The organism is Methylobacterium sp. 001424705 (assembly GCF_059816145.1).
Genome location: NZ_JCBANU010000020.1, coordinates 37,472 through 51,316, shown reverse-complemented (window position 1 = coordinate 51,316; position 13,845 = coordinate 37,472). Strand labels below are relative to the sequence as shown.

At 72.0% G+C, this 13,845-nt stretch carries 12 protein-coding genes; 5 read left to right on the top strand and 7 right to left on the bottom strand.

Going from position 1 to position 13,845, the window contains the following annotated elements; genetic code table 11:
• Positions 1 to 5: 5 nt before the first annotated feature.
• Together AC6EUL_RS15510 and AC6EUL_RS15505 are read right to left on the bottom strand one after the other, a co-directional pair.
• Positions 6 to 1,019, bottom strand: a complete 1,014-nt coding sequence (locus tag AC6EUL_RS15510) for an FAD binding domain-containing protein (RefSeq protein WP_056218278.1) — start codon at positions 1,017 to 1,019, stop codon at positions 6 to 8.
• Positions 1,016 to 1,522, bottom strand: coding sequence for a (2Fe-2S)-binding protein (locus tag AC6EUL_RS15505; RefSeq protein WP_499871131.1), 507 nt, complete (start codon positions 1,520 to 1,522; stop codon positions 1,016 to 1,018). The genes AC6EUL_RS15510 and AC6EUL_RS15505 overlap by 4 nt, the downstream gene beginning before the upstream one ends.
• 326 nt (positions 1,523 to 1,848) lie before the next feature.
• On the opposite strand from AC6EUL_RS15505, the gene AC6EUL_RS15500 reads away from it, so the two are divergent.
• From AC6EUL_RS15500 to AC6EUL_RS15480, 5 genes are all read left to right on the top strand, one after another.
• Entirely contained in the window at positions 1,849 to 3,243 is a 1,395-nt protein-coding gene (locus tag AC6EUL_RS15500) for a M20/M25/M40 family metallo-hydrolase (protein WP_056276526.1), read from the top strand.
• 325 nt (positions 3,244 to 3,568) lie between these two features.
• A complete protein-coding gene (locus AC6EUL_RS15495) occupies positions 3,569 to 4,276 on the top strand; it encodes a hypothetical protein (RefSeq protein WP_499871129.1) in 708 nt (235 codons plus the stop codon).
• On the top strand, positions 4,273 to 6,177 hold the full coding sequence (locus AC6EUL_RS15490; RefSeq protein ID WP_499871127.1) for a glycosyltransferase: 1,905 nt from the start codon (positions 4,273 to 4,275) through the stop codon (positions 6,175 to 6,177). Before AC6EUL_RS15495 ends, AC6EUL_RS15490 begins: the two co-directional genes overlap by 4 nt.
• Positions 6,174 to 8,228, top strand: coding sequence for a glycosyltransferase (locus AC6EUL_RS15485; RefSeq protein ID WP_499871125.1), 2,055 nt, complete (start codon positions 6,174 to 6,176; stop codon positions 8,226 to 8,228). Before AC6EUL_RS15490 ends, AC6EUL_RS15485 begins: the two co-directional genes overlap by 4 nt.
• Positions 8,225 to 9,079, top strand: a complete 855-nt coding sequence (locus AC6EUL_RS15480) for a hypothetical protein (RefSeq protein WP_499871123.1) — start codon at positions 8,225 to 8,227, stop codon at positions 9,077 to 9,079. The genes AC6EUL_RS15485 and AC6EUL_RS15480 overlap by 4 nt, the downstream gene beginning before the upstream one ends.
• Before the next feature lie 27 nt (positions 9,080 to 9,106).
• Here the strand turns inward: AC6EUL_RS15480 and bioD are convergent, their stop codons facing one another.
• From bioD to AC6EUL_RS15455, 5 genes are all read right to left on the bottom strand, one after another.
• Complete coding sequence (bioD, locus tag AC6EUL_RS15475; RefSeq protein WP_056218295.1) at positions 9,107 to 9,805, bottom strand: dethiobiotin synthase; 699 nt, start codon at positions 9,803 to 9,805, stop codon at positions 9,107 to 9,109.
• The gene (locus AC6EUL_RS15470) at positions 9,802 to 10,575 is read right to left on the bottom strand and encodes a ferredoxin--NADP reductase (RefSeq protein ID WP_056176712.1); all 774 of its coding nucleotides are present in this window, start codon (positions 10,573 to 10,575) and stop codon (positions 9,802 to 9,804) included. The genes bioD and AC6EUL_RS15470 overlap by 4 nt, the downstream gene beginning before the upstream one ends.
• Positions 10,576 to 10,721: 146 nt before the next feature.
• Positions 10,722 to 11,657: a ring-cleaving dioxygenase gene (locus tag AC6EUL_RS15465; protein ID WP_056381758.1), complete on the bottom strand. Its 936-nt coding sequence runs from the start codon at positions 11,655 to 11,657 to the stop codon at positions 10,722 to 10,724.
• Between the two features lie 103 nt (positions 11,658 to 11,760).
• The gene (locus AC6EUL_RS15460; protein ID WP_499871119.1) at positions 11,761 to 12,366 is read right to left on the bottom strand and encodes a HupE/UreJ family protein; all 606 of its coding nucleotides are present in this window, start codon (positions 12,364 to 12,366) and stop codon (positions 11,761 to 11,763) included.
• 163 nt (positions 12,367 to 12,529) lie between these two features.
• Positions 12,530 to 13,828, bottom strand: coding sequence for a M16 family metallopeptidase (locus AC6EUL_RS15455; protein WP_499871117.1), 1,299 nt, complete (start codon positions 13,826 to 13,828; stop codon positions 12,530 to 12,532).
• Positions 13,829 to 13,845 lie beyond the last annotated feature (17 nt).

Sequence of the window (13,845 nt, the reverse complement as noted above, 5' to 3'; positions counted from 1 at the left end):
TTCCTTCAGGCGATGCGCTTGTCGGACTGAGACTGGGGCGTGCCGGCGGCGGCCTGGGACAGGCCGCGGATGAGGGCGCGCCGCGCGAGTTCGATCTTGAAGCCGTTCTCGGATTGGGGGTGCGCCGCGGCGACCACGATATTGGCGGCGGCGGCGAAGGTCTCGTGGGTGGCCGGCTTGCCGACCAGGAAGGCTTCCGCCTGCGCGTCACGCCAGGGCTTGTGCGCGACGCCGCCCAGGGCGAAGCGCGCGGTCTGGATGGTGTCGCCGTCGAGCTTGATCACCGCCGCCACCGAGACGAGGGCGAAGGCGTAGGAGAGGCGGTCGCGCAGCTTCAGGTAGGTGTGGTGGGCCCCGAATTCCTCGTCGGGCAGGTCGACCGAGAGCACGATCTCGTCGACCGCGAGGGTGGTGTCCCGCTCGGGCGTGTCGCCCGGCAGGCGGTGGAAGTCGGCGAAGGGGATCGTGCGCTCGCCCCCCGGGCCGGCGACCCGGACCTTGGCCTCCAGGGCGGCGAGGGCCACGCACATGTCGGAGGGGTGGGTGGCGATGCAGGACGGGCTCGTCCCGAAGATGGCGTGGATGCGGTTGACCCCGCCGATGGCGGCGCAGCCGGTGCCGGGCTCGCGCTTGTTGCAGGGCGTGGCGTCGTCGTAGAAATAATAGCAGCGGGTGCGCTGCAGGAGGTTGCCGCCGGTGGTGGCGGCGTTGCGCAGCTGACCCGAGGCGCCGGCCAGGATCGCGCTCGACAGCAGCGGATAGCGCGCCTTGACCCGGTCGTCGTAGGCCACGGTCGCGTTCGTCACCAGGGCGCCGAGGCTGAGGCCGCCGTCGCGCTCCTCGATCCGGTCGAGGGGCAGCCGGGTGATGTCGACGAGGCGCTCGGGCCGCTCGACATTGTACTTCATCAGGTCGACGAGGTTGGTTCCGCCGGCGATGAAGCGGGCCTGGGCGCCGGAGGCGATGGCGCGCACCGCCTCGTCGACGGTGGTCGGGCGGACGTAATCGAAGCGGTTCATTTCGCGGCTCCCGCGTGCATCACGTCCTCGATGGCGTCGACGATGTTGGTGTAGGCGCCGCAGCGGCAGATGTTGCCGCTCATCGCCTCCCGGATCTCGTCCCGCGACTGGGCGTGCCCCTCGGAGAGCATGCCCACGGCCGAGCAGAGCTGGCCGGGCGTGCAGTAGCCGCACTGGAAGGCATCGTGCTCGACGAAGGCCACCTGGAGCGGGTGCAGGCCCTCGGCGCCGGCCAGGCCCTCGACCGTGGTGATGCTGGCCCCGTCCTTCATCACCGCCAGCGTCAGGCAGGAATTGATGCGCGTGCCGTTCACCAGCACCGTGCAGGCGCCGCACTGGCCGTGGTCGCAGCCCTTCTTGGTGCCGGTGAGGTCGAGGTCCTCGCGCAGGAGGTCGAGGAGGGTGGTCCAGGGGGCGACCTGAAGCGTCCGGCTCTCGCCGTTGATCGTCAGGGTGATGCCGATGGTGTTCGCAGCATGGGAGGAGCCGCTTTCGATGAGCATGGCGGTATCCGTGGCTTGCGCGGCGCGTAAGGCGCGACGCCGCTGGTGTTCGAGGAAACTCGCAGGGGCGGCGGCGGGGAAAAAACATCCGCCCCGTCCCGGTCCACTCGATAACAGTTCCAAAAAGCTGGTGTTCCCGCCGGGGATCCTTGCGCCGGGTTCACGTTTGACGAGAGCACCACTGCGCCGGTCGGTTTCAGCCGGAGACGTCTGCTGTCCGATGGCCGGCGCCGTCGCTTGGTCGAGGTTGCTCGGTCGAGGTTGCTTGGCCCAGCCGCCATGGGCTAACCCGGGAGCCGCCGCCCGCCTTCGCTCAAGGACGCCCGATGATCGCGCTCGCCCCCGTTCTCAACGACATCGACCGCGACCTCGACAGCGCCCTGGAACGGCTCTTCGCCTTCCTGCGCATCCCCTCGATCTCCACCGATCCGGCCTTCGCCCCCCAGTGCCGCGAGGCCGCGACCTGGCTCGCCGGCACCCTGACGGCCCTGGGCTTCGAGACCGGCATCCACGAGACCGCCCTGCACCCGGTGGTGCTGGCCCATAAGCCGAAGCCCGGCTTCCCGCACGTGCTGTTCTACGGGCATTACGACGTGCAGCCGGTGGACCCCCTGACCCTCTGGGAGACGCCCCCCTTCGAGCCGCGCCTCGCCACCGACGCCGCCGGGAAGCGGACGATCGTCGGGCGCGGCGCCTCGGACGACAAGGGCCAGGTGATGACCTTCGTGGAGGCCTGCCGGGCCCATCTGGCGATGGCGGGCGAGCTCCCCTGCGGCGTCACCATCCTGGTCGAGGGCGCCGAGGAGAACGGCTCTCAAGGGTTGCCCGAATGGGTCGCGGCCAACCGCGACAAGCTCGGCGCCGACATCGTGCTCGTCTGCGACACCAGCATGTGGAATCCGACCACCCCGGCCATCACCACCTCCCTGCGCGGGCTGGCCTATTTCGAGGTCAAGGTGACCTGCGCCGACCGCGACCTGCATTCGGGCTTCTTCGGCGGCGCCGCGCGCAACCCGATCCACGTCCTGTCCAGGATCATCGCCGACCTGCACGACGCCGACGGAAAGGTGGCGCTGCCGGGCTTCTACGAGGGCGTGCGCGAGACGCCGCAGGCGGTGCTCGACCAGTGGCGCGGCCTCGACTTCACGGCGGACACGTTCCTCGGGCCCATCGGCCTGTCGGAGCCGGCCGGCGAGCGCGGCCGCATGCTGATCGAACTGGTCCAGTCCCGCCCGGCCTGCGACGTCAACGGCATCATCGGCGGCTATACCGGCGAGGGCACCAAGACGGTGATCGCCGGCCAGGCCAGCGCCAAGGTCTCGTTCCGCCTCGTCGACGACCAGGACCCGGAGCAGCTCGCCCGCACCTTCGAGGCCTTCGTGCGCGAACGCATCCCGGCCGACTGCTCGGTGGAGGTGATCTGCTACAAGGGCAGCCGCGCCATCAGCCTGCCCTTCGACATGCCCGAACTCGAGACCGCCCGCGCGGCCCTGGCCGAGGAATGGGGCGTGCCCGCCGTGACCATCGGCGCCGGCGGCTCGATCCCGATCGTGGGCGACTTCAAGCGCCTCCTCGACCGCAACACGCTGCTGATCGGCTTCGGCCTCGACGACGACCGCATCCACTCGCCCAACGAGAAGTACGACCTGACCAGCTTCCACAAGGGCACCCGCTCCTGGGCCCGCATCCTGGCGGCCTTCGGCGGGCAGCGGGCCGGCTGAGCGGCCCCGTCGTCGCCCGTGGCGCGCGGCCTCGCACCCCGGAGCTCGGGTCGATCCTCGTGGGGACGCGCGTGACGCCGAGCCATCGACGACCGGGGCGAGACGCGAGGCGGCTCCCTCGCCGGGAAGGAGCGGGTTGGGGTGAGGTGTGTGCCCTTTCCGGACTGCGCACCCACCTCCCCCTGTCCCTCTCCCGACCGGCGTGGGGACCCGCGCAGCCCACGCCCCTGGCCGGCCGGCGAGCCCCGGCCGGGCGGGGAGGATCGGGTGACCGTCGACCGTTCGAAATCCGCGGACGCACGCTCCGCTCGAATCCCCAGGCCGCATGACCGCCCCCCCTGCCCCTCCCAGTCCCAGCGCGGGTCGCCTGTTCGCGGCGGGCCAGGGCGTGCTCGTCTGCCGCTACCCGGTCGCCACCGACCTGCCGATCCCCCTCGCGGTCCTGGCGCCGGCCGGCCTCGGCCTGCTCACCTGGGCCTTCACCGGCTTCGGCGGCCCCGAGCCCGATCCCGCCGGGCTCCTCGTCCTGCATGACGGGCAGGCGGCCCTGACGGAGGGCGGCACCCTGACCCTGGAGACGCATTTTCGCGATGCGGCGATCGCCTGTCCGAAACCCCGGCCCGTGGCGGAGCTGGCCCGGCCCGAGCGCGCCGCCCTCGGGGAGGCGGTGCTGGCGGCCGTGATGCCGGACACCCTCGATGCCCTGGCGACGCTGTTTCCGCTGCTGGCCCCCGCCGTCGCGGAGGGTCCGATGCCCGAGACGGCGCCCCGCCTCGCCCTCGCGGGCGACGATGCGCGCCGGGCCACGCTCTCGGGCTCCACGGTGCCGAACTACCTGCTGCTGCGGGCCGGCAGCACCTGGAGCTGTGCCCGGGTGGCGACGGCCGAGCTCCGCTTCGGCCCGGCCCCCGCGATCGACCTCACCCTGGCGCCGGCCTGGGGCAACCCCCGCGGGGCGACCGTCGAGACCGCGTTCCTCCTCGGCCCCGGCACCGTCACGCCCGCCCGCCTCCGCCGCGAGGCCGGACGATGAGCGGCCCCGCGATCCTCGTGGTGGCGCCGATGCCGGCGTTTCCGACCAGCGCCGGCAACCGGCGCCGGCTGCTCACCACCTGCGCCGCCCTGCAGCGCGGCGGCTACGCGGTCGACCTCGCCTATTACGCCCACGAGGACCAGATCTATCGCCGCTTCGGGCAGCACCCGCCCACCGACGAGGCCGCGGCGGCGGGCCTCTTCCGGCACATCTTCCGGATCGAGCCGCCGGCGACCATCCCGCTCACCACCCGGTCGCGGTGCTTCGCCATCGACGACTGGTGCCCCGAGGCGGTCGGCGCCTTCGTCGCCTGGTACGGACGGGCCTACCCTGAGACCCGTGCGATCCTGATGAACTACGTGTTCCTGTCGCGGGCGCTGGAGGCGGCGGCGCCGGGCGTGCTCAAGCTCATCGACACCCACGACCGCTTCGCCGACCGGCAGCGGCAATACCGTCCGTTCCGGGCCGAGCCGAACTTCTTCTACACCGACCAGGCGGGCGAGGCGGCGGGCCTCGCCCGGGCCGACATCGTGCTGGCGATCCAGTCCGAGGAAGCGGCCTATTTCCGAACGATCACCGATCGCCGGGTTCACCTGCTGCCGCCGCGCTTTGCCGCCCGCCGGCCCTTCGCGGCCCCGGCCCGGGTCAAGCGGATCGGCTTCCTCGGCCACGGCAACGATCCGAACCTGGTCTCGATCCGGCGCTTCGCCGCGGCCTGGAGCGAGGACTGGACCCCGGCCCGTCCCGAACTCGTCATCGCGGGCGAGATCAGCAACAGCCTCGGCCCGACCGCAGGGCCCGGCGTGCGGCTCGCCGGCTACCTGCCGGAGCTGGAGGACTTCTACGACGGCGTCGACCTCGTGGTGGCGCCGATCCTCATGGGCAGCGGCCTGAAGATGAAGGTCGCCGAGGCCCTGTCCTTCGGCAAGCCCGTCATCGGCACCGCTCTCGGCTTCGAGGGCTTCGATCCTGTGGCGCCGGCCCACCGCCTGCCGACCGCCGAAGCAGTGCAGGCCGAGGTGCTCGCGCTGGCCGACGACGCGGCCGGCCTCGCCGCCCTCACCCGCGCCTGCGCGGATCTCTTTGCCGGCTATAACGCCCGCGCCGAGCGTGCCGAAACCGCTTTGCTGGCAATGCTCTCTGTTTCCGATGAGAAACCATCTGAGGCTGCCGCGTCTGTCGCCTCCACCACCGCGAACGATTCCGATCGGGTGGTCACGTTCCTCGAGGGCGGACGCCTCACCCGCGAGACCTCCCTGCGGTCCGACCTGCGCGACGATCCCGAACGCGGCCTCCTGGTCGCCACCGAGCGCGTCGCCCCGCCCGGCGCCGATCCCTACACCCCCGCCCGCCGGCGCTGGTTCGCCAGGGCGGAGGAGGGCAAGACCGAGCGCGGACAGGACGAGGCCGGATCACCGGACGCCGGTTTGGCCGGGCTCCGGCTTGCCCTCTCGCCGGAATGGGTCCGCGACCGGCGCCTGCCCCCTCTCCTCCGGGCGGACCTCGCGGCGCAGCTGGCGGATGTCGCGGCGGACTGGGAAGCCCAGGCGGTCCGCGTCGGCACCGCCGGAGACGGGACGACCCTGGCCCTGACGCTGCCGCGTCACCTCGCATTCGGCACGCATCCCCACGCCGCCTTCCGGATCGGCACGCCGACGCGCGAGATCACGCTCGGACGTGTCACCCCTCTGAATACCAGCGGGATTCCGATGTATTCCAGCGCGTATATCAGCGCGTATACCAGCGCCCGCGCGGACCTCCCGGGCGCGCCGGCGGCCGTGACCTTCGCGGGGCTCGGCGCAGGCCCGGAGGCCTCCACGATCCTGTTCCTGCACGACGACCTCATCGGCCGCATCACGGTCCTGCCCGACCCCGTCCCGAGCCCGGAGCCCCTTCCATGATGGCGGCCCCCGACATCCTCGACGCTCCGGCGGGCCGAAAGGCGGCCCTGGTCGAGGCCGCCCTGATCTGGAATGCGTTGTTTCTCAACGACATCCGCATCGCGTTCCGGCCGGAAGCCGCGCCCGTGATCTCGGTCGTGATCGTCTCGCGCGGGGCCCGGCACCTGCTGGCCTGGACCCTGGCGAAGCTCGCCGGGCACCAGGCCTTCGCCGGCCCCGCCTTCGAGGTGATCCTGGTCGACAACGCCTCCGATGCCGAGACCCGGACGCTCTTCGACCGGGTCGACGCCGCCCGGATCCTGCTCAATCCGGAGAACGCCGGCTTCGGCCCCGCCTGCAACCAGGGGGCCGCCGAGGCCCGCGGCCGCTACGTGCTGTTCCTGAATCCCGACATCGACCTGATGCCCGGCGCCCTGGCGGCCCTGGTCCGCACCTTCGCGGAGGCCGACGACGTCGGCATCGTCGGCGGGCGGCTGGTCTTCCCCGGGGGCATCCTGCAGGAGGCCGGGGCCGGCTTCCAGGACGACCCGCAGCTCACCCATCCGGCCGGCCGCGGCGGCCTCGATCCCTTCGCGCCGGAGGCCTCCTACGTCCGCGACGCGGGCTACGTCTCCGGGGCCCTGCTGATGATCGAGGCCCAGCTGTTCACCGAGCTCGGCGGCTTCGACGACCTGTTCGCGCCGGCCTATTTCGAGGACACCGACCTCTGCGCCCGCTGCCAGCAGGCGGGACGGCGGGTCGTCTACCAGCCGCGTGCGATCGCGATCCACGTGGAGAGCGGCACCAGCGTCCGGCGCGCCGACGTCGAGGCGCTCCTCGACCGCAACCGGGTCCGCTTCCGCGAGCGGCACGGTGCCTGGCTCTTCGGGCAGGGGCCGCGGCGCACGGGCTTCGGGCCCCGCGACGACGCGCCCTTCGCCCTGCGCGTCCTCTACGTCGACGACCGCGCCCCCCATCAGGATCTCGGGGCCGGGCTGCCGCGGGCCAACACCATCGTCAACGCGATGGCGGATCTCGGCTACGCCGTGACGGTGTGCTCGGTCTACGGCGAGCGCGAGGAGCCGGCGACGACCTACCGGGATCTCTCGGACCGGATCGAAGTCATCGAGCCCTGCGGGCGGGAGGGCTTCCGCCGCCTCGTCACCGAGCGGGCCGGTGCCTACGACGTGCTCTGGGTCAGCCGGCCGCCGCACATCCGCATGGTGTGCGAGGTCCTGGCGGATCTGGGCCTGAGCCCGCGGGATGTGGGCCGCGCCCGCGTGGTGTTCGATTCCGAATCCCTCTACGCCCTGCGCGAGTTCGTCGTCGACGCCCTCAAAGGCCGGCCGTCGCCGGGGCCGTCCCTTGCCCGGGCGACCGCCCTGGAGCTCCGGACGATCGCGGCGGCCGACCGGGTGGTCTGCGTCTCCCCGGCCGACGCGCGCCTGCTGCGCCGGGCCGGGGTCGCCGATCCGGTGGTCCTCGGCCACGTCCAGGCGCCCCATCCGAACCCGCCCGGATTCGCCGCCCGCCGGGGTTTCGTCTTCATCGGGTCCCTCGCCCGCGAGGGGGAGCCGAACATCGATTCGCTCGACTGGTTCTTCGGGCAGGCCTGGGACTTCCTGCGGGCGCTCCTGCCGGACGCCCACGTCACCATCATCGGTGCGGTCGCGCCCTCCATCGCCGAGCGGCTGACCCGGCCCGGCGTCACCGTGCTCGGCCGCCTCGACGAGATCGGCCCCGCCCTGGATGCCGCCCGCGTCGCCCTCGCGCCGACGCGCTTCGCCGCCGGCCTTCCGCACAAGGTGCTGGAGACCGTAGCGCGCGGCCTGCCGAGCGTCGTCACCCCCGTCCTGGCCGGGCAGATGGGCTGGCCCGACGGCACCGGATACCGGGTCCACGACTGGCACGATCCCCGGGGCTTCGCCGAGACGCTGGCGCATCTCCACGCGGACGCGGCGGCGTGGACGCAGGTGCAGCGCGCCGGCCTCGCCCAGGTCGGACGCGACGAGGACCCCGCGGCCTACCGCGCCGTCCTGCGCCAGGTGTGCGAGGCGTCGACCTTCCCATGACACGCAGCCCGACGTTCCACGCCGTCCGCCTCGCCACGCCCCTGATCCGCCGGGTGATCCTCGGCCGCGTGCCCCGCCTGTTCGATGCGGCCTATTACCGGGCGACCAACCCGGACGTGGCCCGCTCCGGCATCGACCCGTTCCTGCACTACGTCTGGCGCGGCGCCGCTCAGGACCGCGATCCCAGCGCCGATTTCGACACCGCTTTCTACAAGCGCCAGAGCGGCCCGACGCGCCTCGACCCGGTGCGGCACTACCTGCGGGCGGGGGCGAAGGCCGGCCTCGACCCGAATCCCGCCTTCAGCACCCTGATGTACGTGGCCCGCTACCCCGATGTCGGGATGGCCGGGGTCAACCCCCTGGTACATTACCGCCAGGACGGGCGGGCGGAGGGCCGCGTCACCGCCCCGTCCGCCTCGCAGCCGGAGGAATGGGTGCCCTTCCAGGGGGTCCGCGAGGCCCATCGCTGGACCTATCCGGCCCAAGCCTCGCCCCGCTTCGCCCTGACCCTGCGGCGTGACGTGCCGGTCTCGGCCTGCCCCAGCTTCCTGCCCCGGCTCTGCCTCGTGCTGACCCTCGACGGAAGCGAGATCGACGGCTTGGTCCAGAGCTTCGACGCCTTCCCGGGCTCGGCCGCCGACGCGCTCACCCTCGCGGTCGACACCACCCTGCGCCCCCATCCGCCCCGCCCCACCCTGGTCCTCGCCCTGGAACAGTGCTTCCACGGGCCGGGCCCCGGGGGCGCGGTGCTGCTGCGCTACGCGGAGGCGCGGATCTGGGACGTGCTGCTGGAGCGCCCGCACGTGCTGCGGCTCTGCCCGGCCGGCGCGCTCGCGCTTCGGGTGCTGTGAGGCGCCCCCGGTGCGCGGGACGGGCGTTCAGGCGGCGGAGACCGGGCGCACCAGATCGGCGAGGTCGACCGGGCAGTCCCCGTCGCGGGCGATGACGATCACCGGGACGGCCTGGTGCCGGGCGATCGCCGCCGCCACGACCTCGGGCGGAGTCGGCGCGTCCGGGCTGGCGCAGACGACGATCCCGATCAGGGGGACGCCGTGCGCGTGCAGGGTCTCGGCCGCCGTAAGGGCATGGCTGATCGCCCCGAGATAGGAGCCGGAGACGAGGAGCGCCGGCAGGCGGAGCGCCGTGAGCCAGTCGAGGCCGGTCGCCTCCCCCGTCACCGGGCTCATGACGCCGCCGACCCCCTCGATCAGCAGGGTGCCGCCGGGCGGCGTCGCGGCGATCGCGGCCCGGCACCAGCCGACGAGGTCGTCGAGGGCCAGGGTCCGGCCCTCGCGGGCGGCGGCGAGATCGGGGCTCAGGGGGGCGACGAAGCGCCAGGGCGAGCAGGCGGCGACCGTCTCCGGCGTCACGGCCAGGCCCTGCGCCGCGAGAAGCCGACCGGTGTCGCTCTGCGCGAAGTCCGCGGCATCGAGGGGCGGGACCCCGCTCGCCAGGGGCTTGAGGGTCCGCACGTCGCGGCCCAGGGCGCGCAGCCGCCGCGTCAGGGCGGCGGTGACGTAGGTCTTGCCGATCTCTGTCCCGGCGCCGGCGATGAAGACGGCGCGCGTGCCGCTCACTTCTCGACGAAGGCCTTCTCGATGACGTAGTGCCCGGCCTCGCCGTGGTTGCCCTCCTCATAGCCGCCATCGGTCAGCAGCTGGCGAGTGTCCCGGATCATGTCGGGCGAGCCGCAGAGCATGAAGCGGTCGTTCTCCACCGACATCGGCGGCAGGCCGATATCCTCGAACAGCTTGCCCGAGGTCATCAGGTCGGTGATGCGGCCGCGGTTGCGGAAAGGCTCGCGGGTCACGGTCGGGTAGTAGATCAGCCCGGCGCTGATCACCTCGCCGAGGAACTCGTGGTTCGGCAGGTCCTGGGTGATGGTCTCGCCGTAGGCGAGCTCCTGCACCTGCCGGCAGCCATGGACGAGGACGACCTTCTCGAAACGCTCGTAGGTCTCCGGGTCCTTGATGATCGACATGAAGGGCGCAAGGCCCGTGCCGGTGCCGAGGAGGTAGAGGTTCTTGCCCGGCATCAAATTGTCGAGCACCAGGGTGCCGGTGGGCTTCTTGCCGACAATGATCGGGTCGCCGACCTTGAGGTGCTGCAGCTTCGAGGTGAGCGGGCCGTTCGGGACCTTGATCGAGAAGAATTCCAGCTCCTCCTCGTAATTGGCCGAGACGACGCTGTAGGCGCGCAGGAGCGGCCGGCCCTCGACCTCGAGGCCCATCATCACGAACTCGCCGTTGCGAAAGCGGAAAGCGGGATCGCGGGTGGTGCGGAAGGAGAACAGCGTGTCGGTCCAGTGGTGGACGCTCAGCACACGCTCCTCGTTGAACTTGCTCATCGACGGTCCGTCTCGAATTTCGCTCGAATCTCGAAGCTTTGCGTGGCGTCTTCTCGCACCTGCGGTAGGCCCGTCAAGGCGGCGCGCTTACGCAGTCGCACGTCGGCACAGTGGCTTGGAATCGTTCTTAATTCTGCCGCGGCGCGTCAGAGCGGCTTCAGGCCGGCCTCGATCTCGACGCGGCGGGGTTCGAGGAAGGGCGGCAGGGCGAGGCGCTCGCCCAGGGTCTCCATGGGCTCGTCGGTGGCGAAGCCCGGCCCGTCGGTGGCGATCTCGAACAGGATTCCGTTGGGTTCGCGGAAGTACAGGCTGCGGAAATAGTAGCGGTCCACCGGGCCGCTGGAGGGCATGCGGCGCTGCTTGAGCCGGTCGGCCCAGGCGGCGTAGTCGGTGTCCGGGATGCGGAAGGCGACGTGGTGGACGGCCCCGGCGCCCTGACGCGCAGAGGGGAGGTTCGGCTCGGCCACGAGATGGAGTTCGGCGGCGGGGCCACCCGCGCCCATGCGATAGACGCGGACCTCGCCCTCGGGAAGCTCATAGTTCCGGTCGTGATTCAGGCCGAGGATCTCGGTGAGCACGGCCTCGGTCCGCTCGATCTGCGCCACGCTGAGCCGGATCGGCCCGAGGCCGCGAATCTGGTGCTCGCCTGGCACGGGACTCCGCGCCCAGGGATGGGCCTCGCCGACGCCGCCGTCATCCACCAGCATCAGGCGCTGGCCCTCGCCATCCTCGAAATCGAGGGTCAGGCGCCCGTCGCGCTCCACCGGCACGGCGTGGTTCACGCCCTGCCGGGCGAGATGCTCGCGCCACCACCCGATCGCGTCTGCGCCGGAGACGCGCAGGCCGGTGCGGCTGATGCTGTCGGTGCCGCGTCGCTCCGGCGGCGCCGGCCAGTCGAAGAACGTGATGTCGGTGCCGGGCGAGGCGCGGCCGTCGGCATAGAACAGGTGATAGGCCGAGACGTCGTCCTGGTTCACCGTCTTCTTCACCAATCGGAGGCCGAGGACCCGTGTGTAGAAGGCCAGATTGTCGGCCGCCTGCGCGGTGATGGCGGTGAGATGGTGGATTCCGGTGAGTTGCATCGGCGGATCCCTGAGCGGCGGGCTGACCTGTCGGATGGGGCGACCTACCCGAAAACGAAACGGCCCCCGGGAGGGGGCCGTTCGACGACGTCGGAGGGGGCGCTCAGACGGCGCCGGCGAGAAGGCCGAGGCCCGCAACCGCGAGGGCCGCACCGGTCACCCGCAGGGCGGTGAGACTCTGCACGAGCCGTCCGGCCGAGAGGCCGAGACCGAGGCCCACCGCGTGCAAGAGGGCGGTCGCCCCGAGGAAGCCGAGACCGTAGGCGAGGCCCGAGCCGGTCTCCGGCATCTCGGCGCCGTGGGCATGGCCATGGAACACCGCGAAGGCGCCCACGAGGGCCATGGCGGCGGCGAGCGGCAGGGCCGGGCGCAGGGCCAGGGCGGCGCCGAGCACCACCACCGAGAGGGCGATCCCGATCTCGACGAAGGGCAGCCCGATGCCGGCGACCCCGAGGGCGCCGCCGACAGCCATCATGCCGAGAAAGGACAGGGGGACGAGGACGCGGGCGCGTCCGCCGATGCGGGCCGCGATCAGACCCACCGCCACCATGGCGAGGACGTGGTCGAGGCCGCTGAGGGGATGGAGGAAGCCCTGCATCAAGCCGGCGACGGGCTCGTGGCCGGGATGGGCCAGGGCCGGCGTCGCGGCGAGGCCCATCGCCGTCACAAGGGCGAGGCGGGCCGGCAGGGAGGCGAGGCGTGATGTCATCCGGACTGTCCCGAGCTTGAAAACCAGCGGTGAAGCATCGTCGCCGCCTTGGCGGAAACTAGCAACCGCCGTGCCCGCGTACAGTCCCGAGCGACCGCGGCCGGGCGCGGCGGTTCGTCCACGGCCCCCGGAAACCCGGACGCCCCCGAACGTTCGTGATCCGTCAGAAGTCCGTGGGACGGCCGGCGGCGACCACCAGCATCTTCCCGTCCGCGAAGGTACGGGCCCCGGCGCGGCGGATGTCGGCCTGGGTCACGTTGGCCACGAGATCGTTGCGACGGGCGATGTAGTCCATGCCCAGGCCCTCGAAGGCGATCTGCACGAGCTGGTGCGCGATCTTGGTCGAGGTGTCGAAGCCCAGGGCGTAGGAGCCGGTCAGGTAGTCCTTGGCCTTCTGCAGCTCCTCGTCCGAAGGGCCGTCCGTGATGAGGCGGCCGATCTCCTCGCCGATCACCGACAGGGCCTCGCCGACGCGCTCGTTCTTGGTGGCGGTGTAGCCCCAGGTCATCGAGGCGGCGCGGTGGCTGACGAGGGACGTGCCCACCGAATAGGCGAGGCCGCGCTTCTCGCGCACCTCCTGGAACAGGCGGGAGGTGAAGGAGCCGCCGCCCAGGATGTGATTCAGGACATAGGCCGGGATGAAGTCGGGATCGCACCACGGCACGCCGTTCATGCCGAAGCGGATCACGGATTGCGGCACGTCGAGATCGACCACGTGGCGCGCGCCGATGTTCTGCATCCGGGTCTGGGGCACCGCCTTGAGAGGGGCGGCCATCTCGAGCCGGCCGAACGCCCGGTCGAGGCTCTCCGCCAGGCGCGCGGCGTCGATGGCGCCCACCGCGGCGACCTTGACGGCCCCGCGGCCGATGATCTGGCGATGCATCGTCACGAGATCGTCGCGGGTGATCGCCGCGATGCTCTCGGGCGTGCCGGAGGACGGACGGGCATAGGGATGCCCGGCATAGGCCTCGGCGAAGAAGCGGCGCGAGGCCATCACGCCCGGATCGTTCTGCTGATAGCGCAGGCCGGCCAGGGTCTGGGCCCGGACCCGCTCGATGGCGTCGGGATCGAGGCGGGGCTTGGCCAGGGCCAGGGCCAGGAGGTCGATCGCCTCGTCGGCGTGCTTGACCAGCATCTTGAGGGAGCCGCCCAGCGCATCGGAGCCGGCATGGAAGGAGAGCTCGATGGCCCGGGCCGCGAGGCGCTCCTGGAACGCGTCGGAGGAGAGGTCGCCGGCCCCTTCGTCGAGGAGGCGGGCGAGCATCTGGGCCACGCCGGCCTTGCCCTCGGGGTCCTGCGCCGCGCCGCCCTCGAAGGTGAAGGCGAGGGCGATCAGCGGCACCACCGGGGATTCGACGTGCCACGCCTCGATTCCGGGGGCCGCCGAGACAGGAACCGCCTGGGTCGGCGAGGTCGCGGAGCGGGTGGCGGAGTCGAGCAGGTCGGTGGTGGCCACGTTCATGGGAACCTCATGCTGTG

Excerpts from the sequence above, each read along its gene's own strand:
- AC6EUL_RS15485 (WP_499871125.1), top strand. The coding sequence starts at position 6,174 with ATGATGGCGGCCCCCGACATCCTCGACGCTCCGGCGGGCCGAAAGGCG.
- AC6EUL_RS15460 (WP_499871119.1), bottom strand. The coding sequence starts at position 12,366 with ATGACATCACGCCTCGCCTCCCTGCCGGCCCGCCTCGCCCTTGTGACG.
- AC6EUL_RS15500 (WP_056276526.1), top strand. The coding sequence starts at position 1,849 with ATGATCGCGCTCGCCCCCGTTCTCAACGACATCGACCGCGACCTCGAC.
- AC6EUL_RS15470 (WP_056176712.1), bottom strand. The coding sequence starts at position 10,575 with ATGAGCAAGTTCAACGAGGAGCGTGTGCTGAGCGTCCACCACTGGACC.
- AC6EUL_RS15465 (WP_056381758.1), bottom strand. The coding sequence starts at position 11,657 with ATGCAACTCACCGGAATCCACCATCTCACCGCCATCACCGCGCAGGCG.
- AC6EUL_RS15455 (WP_499871117.1), bottom strand. The coding sequence starts at position 13,828 with ATGAACGTGGCCACCACCGACCTGCTCGACTCCGCCACCCGCTCCGCG.
- AC6EUL_RS15495 (WP_499871129.1), top strand. The coding sequence starts at position 3,569 with ATGACCGCCCCCCCTGCCCCTCCCAGTCCCAGCGCGGGTCGCCTGTTC.
- AC6EUL_RS15510 (WP_056218278.1), bottom strand. The coding sequence starts at position 1,019 with ATGAACCGCTTCGATTACGTCCGCCCGACCACCGTCGACGAGGCGGTG.
- AC6EUL_RS15480 (WP_499871123.1), top strand. The coding sequence starts at position 8,225 with ATGACACGCAGCCCGACGTTCCACGCCGTCCGCCTCGCCACGCCCCTG.
- AC6EUL_RS15505 (WP_499871131.1), bottom strand. The coding sequence starts at position 1,522 with ATGCTCATCGAAAGCGGCTCCTCCCATGCTGCGAACACCATCGGCATC.
- AC6EUL_RS15490 (WP_499871127.1), top strand. The coding sequence starts at position 4,273 with ATGAGCGGCCCCGCGATCCTCGTGGTGGCGCCGATGCCGGCGTTTCCG.